The following is a 23,653-nucleotide window of genomic DNA, read 5'->3' as shown; positions in this document are numbered from 1 at the left end:
AGGTTTTATTACAATTCAGCGGTTCGCTCTATCCGTGCGCCGAGAAGGCTTAGTTTTTCATCGATCCGCTCGTAACCGCGATCGATCTGCCCCACATTACGGATAACTGATTGACCCTCTGCGGTCAGGGCAGCCAGCACGAGGGCCATGCCAGCCCGGATATCCGGACTCTCGAGCGTCTCTCCAAATAGCTGGGTTGGTCCCTGAACAATGCAGCGATGCGGATCGCACAGCACGATCTGCGCTCCCATCGAAACCAGCTTATCGGTGAAGAACATCCGGCTGGGATACATCCAGTCGTGAAACAGCACACTGCCTTTGGATTGTGTACCGATGACAATGGCGATGCTCATCAGGTCGGTGGGGAAGGAAGGCCAGGGCATCACGTTGATCACTGGGATGGCATCTCCCAGGTCTGGCTCGACCACCAATTTCTGGGGTGGACCGACCAGAATTTTATCTCCATCCACCTGCCATTCCACGCCCAGCCTGCCAAAAACCAGGCGGATCATGCCCAGGTAATGTGCCCCGGCATTGTTAATGGTAATGGTACCCCTCGTCAGGGCTGCTGCACCGATAAAACTCACCACTTCCAGGTAATCAGGCCCGATCGTAAATTCGCCCCCATGTAGTTTATTGACACCATGGATATGCAGCGTATTTGAGCTGATATTTTCGATCTTCGCCCCAAGCGTATTCAAAAAGTGGCATAATTCCTGGATGTGTGGCTCAGAGGTAGCATTACGTAGGATGGTCTCACCTTTTGCGGTCACCGCTGCCATGATGGCATTTTCAGTGGCTGTCACACTGGCTTCATCCAGTAGGATATCCGCGCCTGTCAGCTTCCCAGCTGAAAATACGAACACGCGGTTTGCCCGGTCAAAGTCTGCCTGCGCGCCAAGCGCCCGGATAGCCAGGATGTGTGTATCCACCCGGCGCCTGCCAATCACGTCGCCTCCCGGGGGAGGTAGCCTCAGGTCGCCTGTGCGCGCCACCATCGGACCGGCAAGTAAGATCGATGCCCGGATGCGCCGGCATAGATCCGGTTTCAGCTCGGCTGGGCAAAGATTAGCTGCGTGGATCTTCCAGGTGTGATTTTCGAGCTTCTCCGCCTCCACCCCCAGGCTCTGCAGCAAGGCAATCATATCGTTCACATCGCGGATGTTGGGGACGTTATGCAGAATCACCGGCTCGTCAGTAAGTAAGCAGGCAGCCAATAAGGGAAGGGCTGCGTTTTTGTTCCCCGACGGGGTGACCTCACCACTCAGCGGGTAGCCTCCCTGGATGATCAACTTTTCCATCACATCCTCCTTACAGAACAGTAATGTTGGCGTCAAAAAGCATTGTAATCGATAAATACTTGCTATAATCTTCGCTATGATAACATACATCAACATTCTGGCGGTTATCCCCGGTTGGTTGCTTGGAGCATTGGTGAATTACCTGGCAGATGTGCTGCCTCTGCGCCGTAAGCTGACTCGTCCATTTTGCATCGCCTGTGACACAACCCAGGGTTGGGTGAACTACCTGCTCTGGCCGCGCCAATGCCCAACCTGCCACACCCGTCGCAACCTCCGGGTTTGGTTGGTGGAAATCGTCTACATTGTGGCGTCAGTCCTGATCAGCATTTACCCACCGGTGAAGATAGGGTACTGGTTGGGGATGGTCGTCCTGGCTTACTTTGGTGTGGTGGTCCTAATTGACCTGGAATATCGCCTGATCATGCACCCGGTCAGCATATGCGGTGCGGCCTTGGGCATCATCGTTGGTTATCTGCGCGTTGGCTGGATGTATACATTACTTGGCGGTGTTGCTGGGTTTGCAGTGATGTGGCTTTTGTACCAGCTCGGGGCACTGATCATGAAGCTTGTCAGTCGCAGGCGTGGACAGCCGGTCAATGACGTGGCGTTGGGGTTTGGTGATGTCAATCTTAGCGGTGTGCTTGGATTGATGCTCGGCTGGCCTTTGATCCTGGTAGGTCTGGTCGTGGCAGTATTTGTCGGCGGCTTGGTCAGCTTGGGCTATATTATTTATTCCCTGCTCACGCACAAATATCAGGCTTTCATGGCCTTGCCATATGGCCCATTCTTGATCCTTGGGGCATTTATACTGGTATTCCTTCAAAACCTGGTGGCTGCCCTGGTAGGTGGGTAGTCATATCGAACTTATTGAAAGTACACCCCATGAAGAGGTTATGCTATGGGGAGGATTGAACGCATATATTAAATTCGATTCGGTAGATACACTTTAGCAAATAGATTATTAAATACAGTGGGGTTGACCTTATCTTATAAAAGGCAACCCCACTCATACTAATCCGATTGAAATACTCATTACACAGCGGGCTTACGCCTGAACCAGGTCTTCCATTCCTTGTTTTCCCATACTACCAGGATGGGCGAGGCGTTAAAGATCGACGAATAGGTTCCGCTGAAGACACCCACCAGCAGGATCACTACAAAATGGCGGATGGTAATGCCACCGAACAGCGCCAGTGCGAAAAGTGTCAGCATGACGGTCAACTGGGTGTTGATCGAACGAACCAGGGTCTGTACGATCGAGTGGTTGACCACGGTTTCATAGGGGAGCTTGCGGTAGATATATAGGTTTTCACGGATACGGTCAAACACCACGATGGTATCGTGAACCGAGAAACCGATCACGGTCAAGAGGGCGGTCAGGAACAAGGAATCAACCTCCCAATGGAGGAAGTGCGCCAGTATGGCTTCCACACCAAGGACAACGAGCACATCGTGTAGCATAGCAATGATGGCTGCCACCCCAAAGCGATAAGCGTTCGAAACACCCCGGAATGCCAGGGTAATGTAAAGGAGAATGCCAAGCGCAGCTAGCCCTACCGCACCTGCTGCACGTTTCGCAACTTCCTGCCCAACCGATGGTCCTACGGATTCAAAACGGTTTACAGTGATGGTGCTGTTAAACTGCGCTTCCATCAGCGTTACCAGCTGGTTCCGCTGTGCATCAGTCATATCCGTTGAGCGGATGATCATGCCGTCCTGACCCGAGGTCTGCACGATCGAATCCCTGAAGCCATTTTCCGCATACAGAGTTGTCACCTGTGCAGGGGGCGGTACCGTCCCCGAATCAAAGCTGATATCCAACAAACTTCCCCCTTTGAAATCGATCGCCAATGGCAAGCCCCACACTGCCAGGGCAAGCATGCCAGGGATGATGACCAGCAAGGAGATGCCAAAATAGAGATAACGTCGTTTTACAATGTCAATCATCGCAGGCTCCTAAAGACCAAACCAGGAGGCATGCCTGGTGAAATTGATCCGATCCAGTACCACGTGCAGGAAGGTGCGGGTTACCACGATGGCAGTGAACATGCTCACCAGCACACCGATCGCCAGGGTCAACGAAAAGCCTTTCACAATGCTTGCCCCGAAGGTGTTCCCAAACCAGAACAAAATCCCGCAAGTGATCAGGGTTGAAAAGTTCGAATCGCGGATGGAAGGCCAGGCATTTTTCCAGCCCAGGTCAATGGCATGGCTGAGTGACTTGCCAGCCCGTAATTCCTCTTTTAGACGCTCAAAGATCAGCACATTTGCATCCACTGCTACGCCAACACTCAAAATAAAACCGGCAATACCCGGCAGCGTTAGCGTAACGGGGATAAGTCGGAAAAGAGCAAAGGTTATGGTTGCATAACACAGCAATGCCAGATCAGCCACAATCCCCGGTAGGCGGTAATAGAGTGCCATGAACAATACCACCACAGTCAGCCCGATAACACCAGCAACCAGGCTTTTATTTAGCGAATCCTGCCCAAGCGTTGGCCCAACCGATTCACTGGTAATCACTTTCAGTGGGATTGGCAGCGAGCCATATTTGAGTTGTAATGCCAGGGTGTTAGCTTCATCGGCTGTGAACTTCCCTTCGATCACCCCTTTACCTCCTGTAATGGGAGTATTGACAGAAGGAGCTGAGATTACCTCCTTGTCCAGCGTAATCCCCAGGATCTGCCCGACATGAGCGCTGGTGAAATCTTTGAATATCTGCGAGCCTTCGGAGTTTAATTCAAATGCAACAACGTACCCGCCCCCCTGGGTGGTTTGAACGCCCACATTTTTAAGGTCTGCACCGGTCATGATCGTGTGAAAAGTTGGCCCCAAAACCGCTGGAATCGTGGAGGTGATAGTGGAGGTAGCTGTAGCTGATGGAGTGATCGTGAGCTCGGGCGTACTGGCAGGTGTGGTGACCGTGGAAGTGATGGATTGGGTGGGCTGGCTCACTCCGGGCACCCAGTCAGTGTTGATCTTGGTGTGGACGAGGGCGAAAGCTTCTTGGTTGGTCAGAGAAGTCATATCCACAAATTCTAATAAGCCGGTCTGTTTGATCACAGCCAGAGCTTTTTCGGGGTCGGTTTCTCCGGGAAGCTCAATCACGATGCGCTTGGAGCCGGCTTGTTGCACAACTGGCTCCGAGACTCCGAGGGCATTCACCCGGTTTTCAACGATCTTCTCTGCCACGGCCATGTCCTTCGGGTCTACAGATGTCGTGGGAGGCACGTCGGCTTCCAGCAATGCTTGAAGTCCACCAACCAGGTCCAACCCGAGATGGGTGCTGAAGTCTCGATTATAGGAACCGATGTGAATACCCGGGCTTTTTGGAAGGTCAATGAAGATCGCAAGAATTAAGATCAGGATAATGGGAATCAGTAAACGGTAAGAGCGGTTCATCAGGTGAATATATCCTCCATGATACACACAAACGCCAGCCGAATGCTGGATCTGTACCATAATCGACTGGCAACCCAGAATTATACCCCCTATCGATTGGAATGTCTATTTGGAATTCAAACTGATAATGGAGAGGGCGGTAGCCTTCACTTCTTCAACGGTCAAGGGGTTGGTATCAATGAAAATATCTGCATGCTGGCGGGCATGTAGCAACCGGCGCAGCTGCTCCGCATATTCTTCATAGGTCCAATCAAGTTTCCGCCTCAGGATGGTGTTCTCATATGACACATCCAGGTAGATCAGGATATCGGGATTGGTCAGCCTTTTCCACATATCGGGGACGTATGAATGCTCCTGGGCGATATGCCTGACCAGATATCCTTCGATTCCCAATCCTGAAACGAGTGAAGACTTTCCAGCTCCACAAGGACCAACCACGCCAATTATCATTTTGCCCGGCTTTCAACTTAATGGACGGCTAGCGCTTGCCAGGCTTCTGATCTCATTCAAGCCACCCAAAATTGCCAGCTCGTCATTGGCTGCCAGACGATAGTCAGCAGGTGGGTGAAAATCGGAGGTGCTGTCTCTACGAATAAAAACAATGTTGAGCTTGTATTCCTGCTCAACTTCACTGATGGTCTTATGGTTGATCACCGACGCAGGGTCGATTTTGATATGCGCCAGGCTCATAGACTGTCCTTCTACGGTGATTGGCCTGGTCATATCGACCCCGGACGCAGCTGCAGCAAAGGCAGGTGCTGCCATACCGGTGGCGCTGAAAGCTGAAAAGCCGAATTGTTCCTGTAATCCCTGGGCAAAATCATCATCAAATATTCGCAGGATGACCTGAATGTTGGGATTCATTCTCCGGGCTTTCAAGGCAACTTTCAAGTTAAGGCTGTCATTTTGGATGCACAGGATGATCGACCGAGCATGTTGTACTCCGGCAGCTTCCAGGGTCAGCTCATGGCTGGCATCATCCTGGATGACTGGGATGCCCATCTTCTTCACCGTTGCCGTAAGGTCTGCCTTCGGGTTGGATTCAATCACCACGATATCCTGTTCCATGTTGATCAATTCTTCTGCAATACGGTACCCCAGGTGCCCCAGGCCGACCAGGATTATATGGTTGCTATAGGTTGATGCCACGGCAATCTCCCATTCCTTTCCACGCGCCCGCCGGTTGAATAACATGACGCTAAACTCGGTGATCCCTTGTGCCAGTAGAATAAGCCCAAGCACGGGCATGATGAAATAAAAGATGCCCAGGTACCAGGTATGTGGGAACTCTCCCGCGTTCTGAAAAAAAGTCATCGATAAGACGACATATAATGCTTCCAGGAAATTCTCCAACGGTTCTTCTGCTTCCGCCGCTAATAAATAATACGCAAAGCCTCCGATGAAGATGGCGATCACGAAGATAAGCAGCGGCGTACCAAACTCACTCAGCAGGAGCCACACATCTCGCCACATGGCTCTCAGCTTGCGAAGTTTAGTTCGTCTACGGTGGTCCGACAAGGTGAATTACCCCGCTTAGGCAGTTATTCAGGTTTGCAAGGGAAGCTGGACGGTCATGCGTCGCACCCCGTCCACATGCTGGCCGGTGACCTGGATGACCACCACGGAGATGTCATCCACTGGTCGGCCACGGTCGAGCTGCATCGCATCAGACAGCAGCTGGTCAGCCAACTCCTGTGGGTTGGGTTGTTCCTCAATGTGCGATTCTAAAAACTCCTTGATATTCAGACTTTCACCACTGCGTGACCCAGCATAGATCAACCCGTCGGTAAACAGGACCACCGTCAACCCGGGTTCAAGCGGCAATTCATTGATCAAGGGACGAGTATCGCGATAAATTCCGATTGGATTGCATTCATCATCGAATGCACAGATTTCTTCATTTGACGCAATGAAAACCGGCAATGGATTATTCCTGGTGATCACCATCGTGACAGTCTGCAGGTCGATGGAGACGATGTTGAGCGTTGCGGAGACTTTCCCCTTACGTTCGGTGAAGAGGTAATCAGAGGCAGCCCTGGCGGCGGCCCCATCGCGAACCCCTTCCGACAGCAGGAAAATAACCTTCCTCACCACCAGCGATGATACTTGCTTGGCACCCTTGCCTGAACTCTGTCCATCGGCCATGACGACCGAAATGCCCCCATTTGGCCGTTCGACCACTTCGACTGAATCACCGCTCTCAGAAGTGGCATACTTGTTGATTTTTGCAACAGCCAGTTTAATTTCCATAGCTTACATTTTACAACAATCCATACCCCTCTGCATACCTTTCCTGCTATGCAGATCATAATTTGACCATTTTAATGACCAGGATCTTTGAAGCGTTAAAGTCTACCATCTCCCAGCTGATGTCAAATCCACCTCCCTTCCATGGATCCAGGGCTTTCTCGTTCCATTCAGGTGCTTCATTGGTAAGGTGGTTTATCCAGGCTGCCAATCTCTCAGCTGGTTTATGGCCGGTGACCCACCCCAGGGGTAGAATAACGGTTATGCCCGCATCCACGAGCACGCGGTGAATTTCTTGAAGTGCCTCTGGGTTGAGGATAAATTCGGATGGGAAAGTCAACACGACCTGGTTAAAGCTCTGTTCAGCAAATGGCAGGTTGAGTGCATCTCCGCGCGTCAGATTCAGGTTTAAGCCAAGGCTGAACAGCCGCTTGCGTGCAATTCGGCTCATCTCGGCACTTTCATCCACGCCGAAAGTGGTAATACCTTTCTTTATTAATAAATATTGGAGGTAGCCAGGACCATGCCCGATCTCGAGCGCTCGAGGGCCTTCTACGTAATTTGCGATTTCTTCAACCCAGGTTTTCCATGACCCTACAGAGACGATCGCTGCCACCCAGTCATACGTCCAGGCCATTTGATGATAGAGGAGATTGAAGAAAGAACGTAAAATAGCCGCCAGGACTCGCCTGGCTAATGGCAGCTTAGTGATGTTATTCGGAGGCTTTTGCATCTCCATGCATCAGTATTGGCAAATAGTCTGGCAGAACTTGGTATTCGATGTCCTGGGTTTGCTCGAATTGGATTTCACCATCAGCATGCAAGGGGGTGGGCTTATCAGTATGGATTTTTAGCCAGCTGACGTTGATCTCCTTGATGGCTGGGTGCTCCACATAGTTGCCCGGGCCAGCTTTCATCGTTCTGGGTAACACCTGGAGAATCTTCAACCTGGACGGAATTGAGCCGAAAACACAGCTCAACTTACCATCGAAAGGATCAGCGTGTGGAGCCATGTAAAAAACGCCCCCTGTGAGCGGGTTATTTCCCGCCGTAACCAGGGTGGCAGGACCATCATAGGATCCACCTTCCCACTCAATGTGCATCTTCCACTGGGGATTCTGCAGCACACCCAGCAGGGTTGCCACCACGTAGCGGAGTGACCCACGCAGCCAGGAGATTCGTTGCTGGACCAACGTAATGCAGGGCTCCAGGCCGATTGCGCTGTTGTTATCGAAGTATCTTTTTTTAGGATTTTTCCCTTGAATGTCCCAGGCAGTGACTGCCCCCAGGTCGATACGGCGGGTTTGCCCCGCAGCAATCACTTTGACTGCTTCTGGAATGTTGATCGGCAAGCCAAGGTTGACCATCAGGTCGTTGGCAGAACCCAGGGGAAGGACCCCAAGAGGCGGGGGAGTCACACCCAGCTCCTGGGCAGCTGCCACGATTCCATTCATCACTTCGCTGACGCTTCCATCACCGCCGGCAGACACGATTGGAGAGTATCCCGCCTTAACCGCCTGGTAAGCCAGGTCGGTGCCGTGGTTTGGGGCATCAGTCACAACCAGATCGTATTCGATACCCGCCGACTTCATTGTACTTTCGACATCAGGGCGTTTTTCGCGGCCTTTCCAGCGCCCGGCATAAGGGTTAAGGATGATTTTTGTGGTCATTTCTGCTCTGCCTCCGCCTGAAATTTTAGCATAATTCTAAATTTGCACTATTCTGTATGAACCTGTCATATCATCGCTGAGTAGATGTAATGATACCCAAAGAGTAAACTGTGATAATATTTAAAAAATTAATGTAAAGTTGGTATTTACCTGTACATGGGAGCAGTTCATGACAGATATCCAGAGTTTTACCGAGAAAATTGTTGCAAATGTCGAAAAAGTAATCATTGGCAAGCGCCGGCCAGTTGAGCTGGCTATCATCAGTCTTCTATGCCAGGGGCATTTATTGATCGAGGATGTCCCTGGGGTAGGGAAGACGGTCCTGGCACGCAGCCTGGCTAAATCATTAGGTTGTGCCTTTAGCCGGATTCAATTTACCCCGGATATGCTGCCAAGCGATGTTACCGGCGTGTCAATCTATAACCAGGTGAGTACGCAATTCGAGTTTCGGCCTGGTCCAATTATGGCTCAGATCGTGCTGTCCGATGAGATCAATCGAGCCACGCCCAAGACCCAGGCAGCCTTGCTTGAGGCGATGGAAGAACAACAAATCACAGTGGATGGCGTCACCCATCCCCTGCCAAAACCTTTTATGGTGCTGGCGACCCAGAATCCCATCGAATATGAAGGCACCTTCCCACTTCCAGAAGCTCAGCTGGACCGGTTTTTACTAAGATTACGATTGGGTTACCCGGACATCAATGATGAGATAAATATCCTTGAGCGCCAGCAATATCACCACCCGGTGACTGACCTCCAGCAAGTTGCTCCTGCTGAAGAGCTGCTTTCTGCCCAGGAAGCGATTAAATCCGTGTTTGTTTCTCCGGCTGTCAAGCGTTACATCGTGGAGCTAACCCGCCAAACCCGCCAACATGGCGATGTCTACCTCGGTGCCAGCCCGCGTGGCAGCCTGGCATTGTTCCGCACCTCCCAAGCGCTGGCAGCCATGCAGGGGCGCGATTTTGTCCTACCAGACGATATCAAAACCCTGGTCAAACCAGCTCTTTCCCACCGGGTGATCCTGGGACCGGCTGCCAGGTTGCGTGACTTGAGCAGTGAGCAGGTTTTGGATGAAATCCTGAACACAGTCCCTGTGCCTGGGGGAGATCCGAAAGCCTATTCACAAGCATGACCACTGGTCAAAAAGTTGTCTTAGCCTTATTAGCTCTCAGTGTCACCGCGGGTCTTGCCACAGGGGGTAAGCTTTATTATCGTTTATCAGCCTTTTGGGCGGTGTTGTTCTTTGGTTCCTGGCTTTGGTCCATAATGGCTGTTCGCGCCTTGAGCTTCAATCGGTCGAGCCGAACAATGCGTGCCCAGGTTGGACAAATATTTGAGGAACGCTTTGAGATCCAGAATCTTAACCGCTTTCCTCGCCTGTGGCTGGAGGTCCGCGATCAATCACCCCTTCCGGGATCGGATGGCTCGCGCGTGATCACCATACTTCGCGGAAAGCAAGCCCGGTCATATGTGGCACGCGTCCGCCTCGTCCGACGGGGAGTATTTCCTCTCGGCCCCACGGTAATTGCCTCGGGCGACATTTTCGGATTGTTCCCGGTAGAGCGCGCTATTGCTGAAAAGGATGCCTTGTTGGTGTATCCCATGATGGTCGATGTGCGCGGCTTTCCCAACCCACCTGGATTGCTGCCTGGAGGGGAAGCCTTGCGCAGGCGTACTCATCAGGTTACCCCTAATGCAGCGGGTGTGCGTGAATACTTCACCGGTGACCCACTCAACCGCATACACTGGTTGAGCACTGCACGGCGGGGTCGTCTCGTCGTCAAAGAATTCGAGCTTGACCCTCTGGCTGACGTCTGGATCTTTTTGGACGCTGCCGCGAAAATACAAGCTTCTTTACCTCAGTCAGAGCCTGGGGTGAACCTGCGAGATTTTTGGTCCCATGGATCGAAAATCCCCTTGCCTGCTTCCACGGAGGAGTATGGGGTCTCAACTGCTGCCTCACTGGTGCGAGACTATTTAAGGAGGGGTAGGGCAGTGGGCTTCGTATGTGCTGGTCAGCACCTGACCTTGATTTCACCTGATCGGGGGGGCCGTCAGCTTGGGAAGATCCTCGAAGCCTTGGCGCTTACTCGGGCTGCAGGTGAGCTTCCGTTACATACCCTGATTGAAACCCAGGTTAAACACATGGTACGCGGTAGTACCGTGGTGTTAATCACCTCGTCAACCTCGTCGAATGAAGCGCTGATCGTTGATTTCCTGTTACAGCGTGGGTTAAAACCAATCATGGTCATCCTGGATGCCGGTACCTTTGGGGGCAGTAATGACTCAGCTGAGTTGGTCGAAAGCGTACGGCTCTTAGGGGTCCCTTTACGGGTGGTGAAAAATGGCATGGACTTATCGACAGCTTTGTCGAATCCCGAAGGTTCTTGAGAAGCCACGAGTTTTGTGTCCCTTATCATATTACGGAAATGCATTTTTCCTATACAATTAGCTATAAGTAATTGTTTCTTTGGATTCCTCAATGTAGCATCACGCGATTCTGGATATCCTGTTTTAAGAAATAAATGAGGTAACCCTGAAAAGCTTGAGCCAAAGAAGGGAGCGAGGCATGGCAAATAAGACAGCATTGATCACCGGGATCACCGGCCAGGATGGATCGTACCTGGCGGAATTTCTGATCGAGAAAGGCTACACAGTCATTGGTATGGTGCGCCGCTCGAGTACGATCAACTTCGAGCGTATTGAGCACATCCAGGATAAGATCACAATCGTCTCTGGTGACCTGATGGATCAGATATCGATCATCGATATCATTAAAGCTTATCGACCCAATGAAGTCTATAACCTGGCAGCTCAATCGTTCGTGCAGACGTCCTGGGTACAACCGGTTTTCACCGGTGAAGTAACAGCTCTTGGGGTAACGCGGGTGCTGGATGCTATCAGGCTGGTAGATCAGGACATCCGTTTTTACCAGGCGAGCACGAGTGAAATGTTTGGCAAGGTGCATGAATCTCCCCAATCAGAGCGTACACCTTTCTATCCACGTAGCCCATATGGAGTCGCTAAACTATATGGCCATTGGATCACGGTGAACTATAGGGAAAGCTATAACCTGTTTGCCTGCTCGGGGATTTGTTTCAACCATGAAAGCCCCAGGCGGGGTCATGAGTTTGTGACCCGCAAGATCGCCCGAACAGCCGCTCGTATCAAGCATCATTTGGAACATGAATTGCGCCTTGGCAACCTCGATGCACAACGCGATTGGGGCTTCGCTCCTGATTATGTGCGTGGCATGTGGCTGATGCTTCAACAAGATCATCCTGAGGATTTCGTACTGGCTACCGGTCATACCCATTCGGTACGTCAGTTTGCCGAGCTGGCATTTAGCTACCTTGGTTTAGATTACGAGGAATATATCGTTCAAGATCCCAGGTATATGCGTCCAGCCGAGGTGGAGCTGTTGGTCGGAAATCCCGCAAAAGCTCAAGAAAAATTGGGTTGGTCCACCCAGACATCTTTTGAAGAACTGGTCCATATCATGGTGGATGCAGAAGTTCGCTGTTTCACCAAAGTTGCAGATGTTCCAAGAAATGGGAAATAGGGCTACTCCATGGAGACTGATCACATAATCACACTCAAGGATGAAGAAAGAACACAGTTACACGACATTGCTGCGAAAGCTCCGGAACTGCTTAGGCACAGGGCTGCTTTGATCCTGGCTTATGCGGAGGGTAAACCAACCCTCCAGGCCTCCAGAGCATCAGGGGTTTCCACAGGCAGGGCGCGTTTTTGGAAGCGCCAGTTTATCGCCAAAAGGATGGCGATTTTTGATATACCTTCCATACCAGTTATCAATGACGAGGGTGAGCAAGAAGATGTACATATTGTCACCGATAAAACGCTGACTGATTCGATGGTGGCTGAAGCAGATGAAACCGCGCCTAAAGGTGTTGAAGAGGTCCCATATCCGCAGCCTCGCCAGCAAATCGGCATTACCCTGGAAGATACTTTGTCAGAAGCGGGCAGGAAAGTTTGGTCCTTTTATTTTGCGGAGATGCTCGGTCATGAAGCAGGTACGCTTCTGGGTGAGGATATCGAAGAATTACACGACATGCGTGTAGCCACGCGGCGCATGCGTTCGGCTTTTGACGTTTTCGGCCCTGCCTATGATGCGAAATTGTTGAGACGCCACCTGAAAGGGTTGCGCATAGCCGGCCAAGTGCTTGGCCGGGTGCGCGATATGGATGTGATCCTCGGAAATGCTGTTTCTTACCAGAAAAAATTGAAAGAAAACCTAGCTTTGGGCTTGGAGCCTTTGCTTAACGGATGGCAACAAACGATATCTCACCAAAGGCTCAGACTGACCAAGCACTTGCAGAGCGATGAATACCACCACTTCAAGATCAACTTCAACTTGTTTCTGCAATCGGCAGAGCAGGATAATTATCACATCGTTTCAAGTGATGGGAAAAGTCCTTACCTTCGCGATATGGTACCGGTTTTAGTCTACAGCCGGTACGCCGCGGTGAGGGCATACGAGAGCTTGCTACCGACAGCTTCAATTATTCAGCTCCACGCTTTGCGTATTGATTGTAAGAAATTCCGCTACACCCTGGAATATTTTAAAGAAATTCTAGGTGATGATATATCAAAAAGTATTGATGAGTTAAAACGAATGCAAGATCATCTTGGTGAATTGCATGATGCCGATGTCGCCTGCGGATTGGTCAGAGCTTTCCTTAAAAAATTGGATGAGAACCAACAACAGGTTCCGATCGTTGAGCGGATTAATCCTGAACCGATCGTCATCTACCTGGCGTATTTGCACGCAGAACGTTACCGCCTGACCCGTTCCTTCCCCGAACTGTGGAAGAAGTTTAATCGCCCTGAATTCCGCCAGAGAATAGCCCAAGCAGTATCATTGCTATAGGGCTTTGATCTCGGTTTCGCCTATTTTAATATCAGCTCTTTCTGTGGGTCACCCAGATACTCCGCGCCATTCCTGGTGACCACGATATCTTCTTCGAGCCCGAGATAACCATACCCAGGGACTGCTAAGCCAGGCTCAAGGGTGTATACCTGCTCGGCTTCCAGCAGGTAATTGGGGGTGTTTCCATAACGTTCCCATTCTGGTCCAAGGATTCCCGCTCCATCATGCACCACCCGGCCAACCTGGTGACCAGTGGCATACGGATATTCGGGGTATCCAGCATCGGTGATGGTTTTTCGTGCAATCTGATCAATGGCCTTCCCCGTCACACCGGGTTTCATCGCTATCAAGGACTTCTCAATGGCTTGCCGAACAGTATCGAAGCCACGCTGGACTTCCGGGGGTGCGGTGGTCTCCCCTGGACAGCGGAAATAGACTACCCGCTGAATATCCGAGCAATAGTCATCTTGTAACACGCCATAATCAAAATGTACAAGCTGCCCAGGTGCAATCTTTAGCTCAGTAGGTCCCACATGACCGATCGCTGAATCTGGCCCAGCGTTTACTGTTGGGCAGTTAATCGGTTCCCAGGCTGGCTTCACCCCAAAGGCGTCTAGCTGGGCATGCATGAAGTCACTCACCTCGATCTCGGTCATGCCAGGTTTCAGGTAGTTGAAGGTATTTTGGAAAATTGCGTAGGTTGTCCGGATTGCAGACCGGATGCGTTCGATTTCTTGAAGGGTTTTCCTGCCCCGTAAAGCACTATGTAGTTTTTCCGCCGAGATGAGTTTATTTCGGAATGGCGTTCCGTCAAGGTACTCGCAGAGAAGCTGGTACATCCCATAGGAGAGTCCATCTGCATGGACATCGTTGGTCGAATAATTGATGGCAACCTGGAGTGGGTTAAGCTGCTCGAGCACGCGTAATAACTCCGGTTTGATTGACTGGTCGTAGTGTAGAACGGTGTTATATGCACCTGTCCTTTTTGCAGCTTCAGCTTCCAGCCGGCCAACGATGGCGATGCATTCTCCTGATCTGGTGATCATCAACGCACTTTGCCACGTCAGGTCAAGGCCGTATATCAGGGGCAGCACTGGGTCACCCCCACCGCTGGTTTCCCTGATGAAGGTCAGCCAAAGGTCGATGTTATACTCTTGCAATATCCCCACTGCCTGCTGTACTTTTTCCTGGACGAGAGAGGTGGTCATCGCAATTTCTCCTGTATTCTTATGGAAGGGAAATTTCTTGGTGCAGTGAACCTGCGCGCTCGCTCATGACCTTCAGATTGATCTTAGTACCTATCGCAGCATGGATGACCCATTCAAGGCGTGCCCGGTTATCGGTAGGACTTTCGGCTGCATGCCCTGCATGCTCCATCTTATTGCTGCGCCCTTCCAGGTGACCCAGATCTTGTAATCGCTTCCCATTGGCCAGAGATGCCCCTGCAGGGAGCTCCAGCTCAACCCTCACCGGCCGGCAGACTTTACGAGCTTTGCCTTGCTGGCTGGTATAGCTTGGCAAGAAACCGCTGTTCTCAACCACCAGGTTGAGGTGATAATCATTATCATTGAGTTTCTTAACTTCCAAAGAGTGGATGGAGAGGTGAGGTAGCAGCTCTCCGAGGGTGAGGATAAATGGGTAATGTCTACTGACTTCTTGTTCAAGCTGACTCACCGGTGGGTTACGCCAGGTGTAGAAATTATCCCAGCCACCCAGCTCAATTTTACCAAGTTGCGGGTGATTATACGGCTGCCAGGGCAGGTAAGCGTCTGGGGCGGCATGCTCATCCACCCACTTCAAGATTTGCAGGTCTTCTTCGTGGGGGTGTTCCCGCCACCAGTCCATCCACTTTCGATCCTTGATTCCGGCCTCTGTGGGCAGGTCCCATAGCTCGATGGTATAGGTGAACACCCCGTGATGGTCGTACATCCAGTCATCAAAAGCCCCAGTGGTGACTTCCTTTGGATGATACTTGAAATCATGGAACGTGGATACACAGCGGTATCCAGTGATCTTGGTGCCAATTTCACCAATCTTCTTAAACACCCACAGGTCTTCGGTATTCATATCATCATCTGCTTTGGTGCTGTAGGGGCGCAGGATAACCCGGCTATAGGTGTGAAAAGTGATCGCCAGGTTGATATTATGGTGGCTGGTGACGAAATCCGTAAGTGCCCGGATCTCCGGTTCAGAGGTCGGATAGGGTCCTGCACCGTATTGCTCGCCCTCTGTACGCCATTCAAAGGGGAAGTTGCGGTTAAAATCAAGCCCCTCCAGCGGCCGGGCGGATTTTATAGTATATCCATCGTAATCATTTAAAATACCTTCGGGGAAAACCCGGTAGTATATCCCGCCTGTTTCCTCTGGAGCTCGTTTTTCCATCAAGCGTGGGTCGAGGCTTGATATTTTCCAATCTCCGTTTGGATCCTGAAGCCTCATCTGCAGGATCTTCCCATCCCCATTGATGTCCTGCTCAAATAAACCTTCATCCTTCTCCTCCCACGGATAAGGCCGAACTCCAGAGCGTACATAGCGCGGGTTAAGGGCCAACGCCCATTCCGCACCGTCTGGGTTGGCGCGCGGCACGATGTAGTATACGCTCTGGTCAAGCTGGCGCCTTACCTGGGGATCACTGCCATAACCTGACAACAACTGGTGAGCAATATACAATGCGGTAGTCGTCCCGGTGATCTCCGTGGCGTGCAGGTTGGCATCGATCCAGATGGCTGGCTTTTCGGTATCCTTACCCGTTGCCTGGTTAGTGATGGTTAGCAGATAAATCGGGCGATCTTCATAACTCTTCCCGATCACACTCAGCTGGAAAAGATCCGGATACTTTAAAGACCAATCCTCCAGCAGGTTTGCAATCTCTTCATTCGTGTAATAATGAATTATGTCCATGTTCGCTCCAGTGTGTTTAGCAGGTTTGTTTTGAATCAGCAGGAGACATCAGGGGATATTCTATGGGGAATCACCCTGACTGTCAAACAAGAAGAGTCAGGTAAACGAGTGTGAATTATTGTTTATTCACCGCGTCTGATTTTCTGTATTTATTCCAGTAGCGCAAGATCCCATCTGCTGACAGGAATAACGGGTTGGCAATCTGCTGTGCATCAACAATTGACATGTCGATACGGGATTTCGAGGCGCGCTGGTATTCAAATTCCAGGTATTGCTGGCGTAGAGCTTCGATGGGAGGATCATAAGGCAGTTTCTCATCTAGCCAGGCTTCAACATCATCCAGTACCTCAAGCAAAGCCTCCAGATGCCATGTGACGTCCGGATAAATCCCGAAATGAGTGGGGACGATACGCTGGGGGTGATGTCTCTGGATATTTAGTATGCTCTCACGCCATTTTTCGAGGTTCAGGTCAGGTGGTGGCATTGGCAGGCTGAGGTATTGGATTGGGTTTAAGCGGATACCTCCAATATCTCCGGTGAAGCAGGTTTCCCCAATCAGATACGCTAGGTGATGGTTGGCATGCCCTGGCACGTCCAGGGCGTGGATGGAGATATTTCCAACCGTGACCACCTCATCATCGTGGAAGATATGGATTTTAGCTTCATCAATCGGGATGATCGTTCCCCATAATTGATTCATCATGGTGCCATACAGCCGGCTCGCACTGGCCAGCAGCTTTTCTGGATTGATCAGGTGCGGGGCGCCGTTCTCGTGAACATGGATACGGCATCCCTGCTGGGCTAGCCAACCTGCTGCTCCGGCGTGATCCAGGTGAATGTGGGTGAGAAACACATCGTGGATATCGCTAATGTCAAATCCATTTGATCGGATACCCTCGAGTAGAGCCGGAATGGTCGAGCCTGGGCCACTCTCAACCAGGATTCCTCCTGACCCAGTCGGAATCAAGTACGCTGCAATGGTCCCTGCCCTGCCTCGAAATTTCAGATCGATCGTGTGGATGGTTGGATTTTCCATGTCGCCTCCCTATACCAATAAAATTCGTGCTTATAATTTTAATCCACGAAGGACATAAAATTTATTGGATTCCATTAATATTGTGCAATTTCCAAAGATATCTTTGATCAGTCGGTCGTAGCGGATAAAACGGTTTGCCACAATCACCACCTGCCCACCTGGCACCAGCGTCAGGTAAGATTGGGCGATGATCGACCTTGCCATCTGATATTCCACTGCATGACCAGCGTGAAAGGGTGGATTGGAAAGCACCAGGTCATATTGAAGCGGGGTGAGAGGTTCTAGTAGGTCGCCTGCCAGGGCTGTACAGCTATTAACCTGGTTGACATGGATTGTCTCATGGCTGGCGGCTACGGCCAGCAGGTTGTTGTCAATCAAGTCTACCTTCCCAGCCCCAAGCATGGCTGCAGTGATTCCGATGACCCCATATCCACAACCAGCATCCAGCACCTTTGCTCCTGGAGGAATCTCGATCGCATTGAGCAGCATTCGAGTGCCTTCATCGAGATGATCATAAGAAAAAATGCCCGGCAGGCTGTGGATATTTATCCTGTTACCTTGTATCTCCACCGTGAACTCAACCCAGCTGCCAGGGGATATGCCTGGGTTGCTTGCCCACCCCGGCAAGCCTGCCTTGCGCTTCGCTGCGCTGAACTGGCAGATGCGATTGCCTTTTCCATAAGCAAGGACCCGTCCTCCACCAAATACATCACTGGCATCCTTCAGCACCGATTGAATTCCTTCCCGGTTCGCTCCTGCAATGTACAGTTGCCCAGTGCTTGCCAGTCCATAATATATCTGGATGAGCCATTTGCGTGCCAGGGATCGGCCTTTGGGAAGCAGCATGATCACAACATCAAATTTGTCATCCTCCACCTCCGGCATTTCGGCATCGGTGATATATCTAATCGAATCGATCGGGATTTTATTAATTTTGAGCGTTTTCCTGCTGGCTTCGAGCGCACTATAGTCATGGTAAATGACCGCCAGGGGATTGTGAGGGTATTTTAAAGACATGTAGGCTGGCAAAGCACCCTGGTGGCAGCCGAAAAGCAAGATACGATCGCCTGGTTCTATTGTTACATTTTCAGCAGCCAAACGGATGGCTGGATAAACCGACGTCCAACCAACAAGTCCGTCCTGTTTTATGACATATACTTGCTGATCACCCAATACTGCATGAATCTTTTCAACCTGATCAACCGGAAACTCCTGTGGCAGGCTCATGAGCTGTGATTATTCGCCATACGTACTGAACACTGAAAAACTATCGCCCTGGTCACGCACATACACGGGGCTTTTATGGCCGATGACCCATGCAACGACGATCATATCGCCCAGAGCACCAGCTGCATTGAAAGTGGCGATCAAAAGCAAGTAACCAATCAGCTGTGAATTAACGAAGATGACCAGGATACTGCACAATATGGAGATAATCACCAGGGGTGATAACCCCACGACAATATAAGGATATTTCCGTAAATACCAATCAGGTGCAGCCGCGAAGGCATATCCCGACCGCAGGGCGAATTTTGGCCTTTCATGGGTGAATAACCAAAAAAAGATGCCGTGTACTAGCTCATGCAATATAAGCATCACAACAAGGCCAAGGATGGCGATCATCCATTCGGTAAATGAAAAGGATTTGATAGTTTGCCAGATATCAAATTGAGCGGAATTATCTGCAATAATCAGATTAAAAACCTTGTTGAATATCCACCCAAACACGAACAAGAGCGGGATTGCCGCCAGGTTTAACCACAAGGCAGTACGTGTGCTGGATAAGTCCAGTGTATCCTGGGTTGTATAATGATCGGGTAAGTCCTTTACAGCCTGCATGCCTGAATTATAACTTCGCCCCGCCTATTGACGAATGGGGATATTGCTTGTAAAATTCAGCCTGCTTTCGAGCCGTCTCCGTGGTGGAGGCGATTTTTTTGCACAGAGATTCATGGAACCATCCAAATATCATAGGGCCAGGGAGTCTCGTGCCATATAAACCGGTGATCACCGGAACTCACAATAGAGCGAGGGTAATCCTCAGTAAAAGCCTTACTGAGAGGTGAGAGGCGCTCGAGGAAGGTAAAGATGGAAGAAACATTGTTAAAGGCAAATCGCCGTGATATCCTGGGCAAACAGGTCAAGGCGATTCGCAGGGAAGGCAAGCTCCCGGCAGTTATTTATGGTCACCACATCCAGCCGATTTCGATCGTGCTGGACCTGCACGACACCTCCCGCAGCTTGATGGGACTGGCGCCCTCTGCGCTGGTAACGGTTGACGTGGACGGCGAGAAACATCGCACCCTGGTCAGGGAAAAGCAACGCAACAAGATCACCGGCACGTTGTTGCATATCGATTTCCTGGCTGTTTCTATGACAGAAAAACTACGCTCCAGAGTTTATATGGAAATTGTGGGTGTTTCGCCTGCGATCAAAGATTTTGATGGTGTGTTGGTGACTGGCCTTGATGAGGTTGAGGTGGAATGTCTCCCCAATGATCTGCCCGAACGTATCGTTGTGGATATCTCCGAGCTGGCTAATATTGGAGATGGCATCTACGTTCATGACCTGGCGGTGCCAGAAGGGGTGAAGATCCTCACCGATGCCGAAACCATGGTAGCCCTTATCACCGCTCAGGCTGCAGCAGAAGAAGAGGTCGCTCCCGCCATTGAAGAGGTGGTTGGTGAAGAACCTGAGGTGATCGAGCACGGAAAGAAGGAAGAAGAAGAGGAAGAAGCGTGATGACCCGGGCGGGTGTTTCAAGCACCCGCCCTTTTTTTATTTCTCAATATTTCAATGAAATCCACCGTGATCTGAGCGCTCACCCCCCATAGGAGCTCCTCCTGATAGGTTTGAAAATAAATCACCGGATGGCTTTTCATCTTCAATAATTTTGAAAACGGCTCTGGAATCGTTCGATAGCGGGTTTCGTGGTGGGTTGGGTCAAATAACCAATCCAAGGGGATAGAAAACACCCGGCTGACTTCAGTTTCTTCCAACCTGATTTCAAATGGCCAGGGGATCACACCGACCACCGGTGTGATACAGTAATTGGAAATGGTTGGTAGTTCCTTCATTTTGCCTAAAATCCGTACGCTCGTCGGTTCCAAGCCGATCTCCTCGTAAGCTTCCCGCAAGGCAGTTGATTCGGGGGTCAGATCAGTCGGGTCGGCCCTTCCACCGGGGAATGCTACCTGTCCTTGGTGTTCTGCTACCCCTTCAGTTCGTCGGGTGAGCAAGACCTGCCAGCGATGTTCCTGCTTATCTTCTGGGCTAGCAAAAAACAGGGGGATCAATACGGCTGCAGGTCGGGGATTCGATGAGAGGAAATATTTGTAACAGGAATCTTCTCCCGAGGCTCCATACGATTCTGCCAGCCTGGATGAGATAAATTCTTCCGTTAGTGCGTCCATTAAATTAGTGTCAGATGCTAGCCTGCTGGCTGATCCATATTTATTTGTTCACCAGATAGGGCTTCGCCATTTGATTCTACCTGTTCACCTGCTTCAGTAACCACCGAACGGGCAAAGATCAGGTAACCGGTATGGGCTACCATTCGGTCTGTCGGGCGTAACCGGTCAGCCACAGCTTTATAATAGCGTAACAGGATCTCGCACACTTCAATGAATGCAAAATTCGCCCGTCGGAGGGAGATTAGAAAAGTGGATACCTGATTGGTGGTGGGCAGGATGCTCCCCAGGTGACCTCCAGGTTTGAGTGCCTGCTTGGCCTGAAGCACGTAATCCTGCGGGTTGGGCAGATCGAGGAACACTGCATCGACATTCGTTTCGTCAAACCCCTCAACCACATCCCGCAACTTGAACTCAACTCGGTCTGCCAGACCTAGGCGATCAAGATTCTTATGAGCCAGGTGCTGGAATTCTGGGCGTGCTTCATAGCTGATCACCTTTCCCTGTGGCCCGACGGCATATGCCAGGGCGGTGGTGAACGATCCCGAACCAGTTCCAGCTTCGAGTACATGCCGGCCAGGTCCAATATCCATGGAGATCAGGATGAAACCGATATCCTTCGGGTACATGATCTGTGTATTACGCCGGGTCTCAACCAGGATATCAGATAGAGACGGTTGTAGCAACACGAATGGGCTTCCCATGTGGGTAAAGACGCGTGTGCCCCATTGCTGCCCGATCAGATCATTATGGCTCAGGTAGCCCCGGTGAGTCTCAAATTTCCCATCTTGAACCAACCGGAAAATGAAACGCTTATTTTGGGCGCTGATCAGCTCGGCAATGTCGCCAGCCTGTGCACAGGCATTTGTTTCATTGTCAATCATTTCATCAAGTGCTTTTTAAAGAAATCTGTGATGGCATTGTAGCAGATTACCCGGTTCTCCATCTTTAGCACGTCATGGCCTTCATTTTCGAACATCAGGTACTCAACCTGCTTACCTGTTTCTCGTAAATGCTCCACCAGATCGTGCGACTCTTGTTCAATCACGCGTGGATCATTCTTGCCCTGGATGACCAGTAGCGGGCATTGAATCTGATCGATGTATGTGCGGGGTGAGCGTTCAACCAGGAACTTGCGGTCATCCACCGGATCACCAAGTGATAATTTAAAGTAGGGTTTCCACGTTTCAGGCAATCGCTCACTGAATGTCAGCAAGTCGTACGGGCCAAACATGTCCACAGCAGCCGACCACAGCTCTGGATGCCTGGAGGCCATGGTGAGGGTCATATAGCCTCCATAAGATCTTCCAACTACCGCTGCCCGTGAAACATCCAGCCGGTCGTCCTTTTTGAGGATTTTCATGGCATGCACATGGTCCAATCGGTCAAGGCCACCCCAGTCGCGGTCCACCTGTTTCATGTAACTCAATCCATATCCGCTGCTGCCACGCACGTTCGGGACGAACACCGCAAACCCGTTCAAAGTAAGGAATTGGATCAGCGGCATCGAGAACCAGGCAAAATCAGGGCGTTCCTGGCTCTGAGGCCCGCCGTGGACGTAATAGACCAGGGGATAGGGTGGCTTGATAAGAAGTTTTTCCGCTGGCAAGTAAAGCCTGGCAGAGATGCGCAGACCGTCATAAGATGTAAATGAAGCATCTTCGCCCGGTGAAAGCAGCTTTTCAGAAATTCCTAGAACTTTTTCCCTGGTATGGAGCACATAGCTGTCCCTCTTCTTCCCTTCCACCGTGAATATCTGGGTTGGTGAAGTGGCGGTGGAGTGGCTGAGGACATATCGATCGCTACCTTTGTCATAGCTGACGGATTCCAAAACACCATTAGCAATTTCACCTTTCCCCACGAGGATGTGCTCCAGCTTCATCACCAGATCATCCTCATTGAATTTACCTTCATAAAGCCAGGATGTCCCGTCGATATTGTAATGAAGGAGATAAGTCTTCCCCTTGATAAAATCGCAATTGACCAATTCACCTTTCCCATGGTGTTTGACACCTTTCAAGGTAACAGGCTTGACTTCCTCAGGATGCTTAAAGCTGAGGTATCCCAGGCTAAAGGTATCTTCGAAGATGGCGCTGGAAAGTAACAATCCACGCTCACCCCTCACAAAGTGGATCGGATCCAGGGCTTCTAGGGGTACAACCTGATCTGGTTTTCGTTGATCCATCGGGACACCGCGGATTACTTCCGGTTTTTCCCCATCCTTCTCCCACAGGAAAATCACTTCATCTCCGGCGGAATAACCATCCACTAAAATGAGTTTTGAATGGTCCTTGTTGTGGACCCTGACGTAAGCACCCCAGCGACTTTGAGCAATTTTTACCAATTCACCTGTTTCTAAATGCCAACGGTAAGATTCGTTCATCGCTTCCGCGCGTGATTCAGCTGTGAAATAACAGATTTGTTCCTTTGGGTCACAATGTCCCAGGTGAACACGGTAATTGGAAAAGAAGTTATTAAGCACCGGTTCTGGATAGCCACCTTCAAGAGGGAGGACCATAGGTTGATAATTCTCATCCCCATCTTTATCCAGCATAACCAGGATCTTCCCAATTTTTGGAAAGACAAAATACGAACCGCCGCCGATCAGATGTGGGTTCTGCAAGGCAATCCCCGGAGGTAACAAAGGTTCAGGGACACTCCCGCCATAATCCATAACATATAAACTCATATGACCACTCAGGTTGCTGATAAAGAAGATTCGGTCATCAGTCAATTGAGGTGAAAGAAACAAGCGAGCTGCAAGAAAAGAGTCGATTTGTGCCATATCATATTCC

The 23,653-nt window shown here is 50.7% G+C and carries 22 protein-coding genes; 6 read left to right on the top strand and 16 right to left on the bottom strand.

The window, feature by feature from the left end; all coding sequences use genetic code 11:
• Window positions 1–8 precede the first annotated feature (8 nt).
• Window positions 9–1,301, bottom strand: coding sequence for a UDP-N-acetylglucosamine 1-carboxyvinyltransferase (gene murA, locus C3F13_10755; protein ID PWB53088.1), 1,293 nt, complete (start codon window positions 1,299–1,301; stop codon window positions 9–11).
• A gap of 76 nt (window positions 1,302–1,377) precedes the next feature.
• Between murA and C3F13_10750 the strand changes: the two genes are divergently transcribed.
• On the top strand, window positions 1,378–2,154 hold the full coding sequence (locus C3F13_10750; GenBank protein ID PWB53087.1) for a hypothetical protein: 777 nt from the start codon (window positions 1,378–1,380) through the stop codon (window positions 2,152–2,154).
• Window positions 2,155–2,333: 179 nt separating this feature from the next.
• Here the strand turns inward: C3F13_10750 and secF are convergent, their stop codons facing one another.
• The 7 genes from secF to C3F13_10715 form a co-directional block, all read right to left on the bottom strand.
• Entirely contained in the window at window positions 2,334–3,248 is a 915-nt protein-coding gene (secF, locus tag C3F13_10745) for a protein translocase subunit SecF (protein PWB53086.1), read from the bottom strand.
• Between the two features lie 9 nt (window positions 3,249–3,257).
• On the bottom strand, window positions 3,258–4,703 hold the full coding sequence (gene secD, locus C3F13_10740; protein ID PWB53085.1) for a protein translocase subunit SecD: 1,446 nt from the start codon (window positions 4,701–4,703) through the stop codon (window positions 3,258–3,260).
• Window positions 4,704–4,808: 105 nt separating this feature from the next.
• The gene (locus C3F13_10735) at window positions 4,809–5,153 is read right to left on the bottom strand and encodes a hypothetical protein (GenBank protein PWB53084.1); all 345 of its coding nucleotides are present in this window, start codon (window positions 5,151–5,153) and stop codon (window positions 4,809–4,811) included.
• A 12-nt stretch (window positions 5,154–5,165) separates the two neighbouring features.
• Window positions 5,166–6,176, bottom strand: coding sequence for a hypothetical protein (locus tag C3F13_10730; protein PWB53083.1), 1,011 nt, complete (start codon window positions 6,174–6,176; stop codon window positions 5,166–5,168).
• Window positions 6,177–6,248: 72 nt separating this feature from the next.
• A complete protein-coding gene (locus tag C3F13_10725) occupies window positions 6,249–6,953 on the bottom strand; it encodes a stage II sporulation protein E (protein ID PWB53082.1) in 705 nt (234 codons plus the stop codon).
• 55 nt (window positions 6,954–7,008) lie between these two features.
• Window positions 7,009–7,689 (bottom strand): hypothetical protein, encoded by a 681-nt coding sequence (locus tag C3F13_10720; GenBank protein PWB53081.1) that lies wholly within the window; start codon window positions 7,687–7,689, stop codon window positions 7,009–7,011.
• Window positions 7,664–8,620, bottom strand: a complete 957-nt coding sequence (locus tag C3F13_10715) for a hypothetical protein (protein ID PWB53080.1) — start codon at window positions 8,618–8,620, stop codon at window positions 7,664–7,666. The genes C3F13_10720 and C3F13_10715 overlap by 26 nt, the downstream gene beginning before the upstream one ends.
• Window positions 8,621–8,789: 169 nt before the next feature.
• Between C3F13_10715 and C3F13_10710 the strand changes: the two genes are divergently transcribed.
• From C3F13_10710 to C3F13_10695, 4 genes are all read left to right on the top strand, one after another.
• Window positions 8,790–9,752: an AAA family ATPase gene (locus tag C3F13_10710; protein PWB53079.1), complete on the top strand. Its 963-nt coding sequence runs from the start codon at window positions 8,790–8,792 to the stop codon at window positions 9,750–9,752.
• Window positions 9,749–11,011 carry a DUF58 domain-containing protein gene (locus tag C3F13_10705; protein ID PWB53078.1) on the top strand — a complete coding sequence of 421 codons (1,263 nt, stop codon included), beginning with the start codon at window positions 9,749–9,751 and terminating at the stop codon, window positions 11,009–11,011. The genes C3F13_10710 and C3F13_10705 overlap by 4 nt, the downstream gene beginning before the upstream one ends.
• 178 nt (window positions 11,012–11,189) lie before the next feature.
• Complete coding sequence (gene gmd, locus C3F13_10700) at window positions 11,190–12,182, top strand: GDP-mannose 4,6-dehydratase (GenBank protein ID PWB53077.1); 993 nt, start codon at window positions 11,190–11,192, stop codon at window positions 12,180–12,182.
• Window positions 12,183–12,191: 9 nt separating this feature from the next.
• Complete coding sequence (locus C3F13_10695) at window positions 12,192–13,511, top strand: hypothetical protein (protein PWB53076.1); 1,320 nt, start codon at window positions 12,192–12,194, stop codon at window positions 13,509–13,511.
• A gap of 20 nt (window positions 13,512–13,531) precedes the next feature.
• Here C3F13_10695 and C3F13_10690 read toward each other — a convergent pair whose 3' ends face one another.
• The 5 genes from C3F13_10690 to C3F13_10670 form a co-directional block, all read right to left on the bottom strand.
• Window positions 13,532–14,719 carry an aminopeptidase P family protein gene (locus C3F13_10690; GenBank protein PWB53075.1) on the bottom strand — a complete coding sequence of 396 codons (1,188 nt, stop codon included), beginning with the start codon at window positions 14,717–14,719 and terminating at the stop codon, window positions 13,532–13,534.
• A 19-nt stretch (window positions 14,720–14,738) separates the two neighbouring features.
• Window positions 14,739–16,412 (bottom strand): carboxypeptidase, encoded by a 1,674-nt coding sequence (locus tag C3F13_10685; GenBank protein ID PWB53074.1) that lies wholly within the window; start codon window positions 16,410–16,412, stop codon window positions 14,739–14,741.
• 115 nt (window positions 16,413–16,527) lie between these two features.
• Window positions 16,528–17,448: a hypothetical protein gene (locus C3F13_10680; protein ID PWB53073.1), complete on the bottom strand. Its 921-nt coding sequence runs from the start codon at window positions 17,446–17,448 to the stop codon at window positions 16,528–16,530.
• 30 nt (window positions 17,449–17,478) lie between these two features.
• Complete coding sequence (locus C3F13_10675) at window positions 17,479–18,675, bottom strand: hypothetical protein (protein ID PWB53072.1); 1,197 nt, start codon at window positions 18,673–18,675, stop codon at window positions 17,479–17,481.
• Window positions 18,676–18,684: 9 nt separating this feature from the next.
• On the bottom strand, window positions 18,685–19,287 hold the full coding sequence (locus tag C3F13_10670) for a hypothetical protein (protein ID PWB53071.1): 603 nt from the start codon (window positions 19,285–19,287) through the stop codon (window positions 18,685–18,687).
• Between the two features lie 249 nt (window positions 19,288–19,536).
• On the opposite strand from C3F13_10670, the gene C3F13_10665 reads away from it, so the two are divergent.
• Window positions 19,537–20,190 (top strand): 50S ribosomal protein L25, encoded by a 654-nt coding sequence (locus tag C3F13_10665; GenBank protein PWB53070.1) that lies wholly within the window; start codon window positions 19,537–19,539, stop codon window positions 20,188–20,190.
• Between the two features lie 17 nt (window positions 20,191–20,207).
• Here C3F13_10665 and C3F13_10660 read toward each other — a convergent pair whose 3' ends face one another.
• From C3F13_10660 to C3F13_10650, 3 genes are read right to left on the bottom strand one after another with little or no spacing between them, the layout of a single operon-like run.
• The gene (locus C3F13_10660; protein ID PWB53069.1) at window positions 20,208–20,861 is read right to left on the bottom strand and encodes a CoA pyrophosphatase; all 654 of its coding nucleotides are present in this window, start codon (window positions 20,859–20,861) and stop codon (window positions 20,208–20,210) included.
• A gap of 17 nt (window positions 20,862–20,878) precedes the next feature.
• Window positions 20,879–21,742 carry a tRNA (adenine-N1)-methyltransferase gene (locus C3F13_10655; GenBank protein PWB53068.1) on the bottom strand — a complete coding sequence of 288 codons (864 nt, stop codon included), beginning with the start codon at window positions 21,740–21,742 and terminating at the stop codon, window positions 20,879–20,881.
• Complete coding sequence (locus C3F13_10650) at window positions 21,739–23,643, bottom strand: S9 family peptidase (GenBank protein ID PWB53067.1); 1,905 nt, start codon at window positions 23,641–23,643, stop codon at window positions 21,739–21,741. The genes C3F13_10655 and C3F13_10650 overlap by 4 nt, the downstream gene beginning before the upstream one ends.
• Between the last annotated feature and the right edge of the window lie 10 nt (window positions 23,644–23,653).

Source organism: Anaerolineales bacterium (genome assembly GCA_003105035.1).
Classification (GTDB): Bacteria; Chloroflexota; Anaerolineae; order Anaerolineales; family UBA4823; genus FEB-25.
This window is presented reverse-complemented; position numbering and strand designations above follow the sequence as displayed.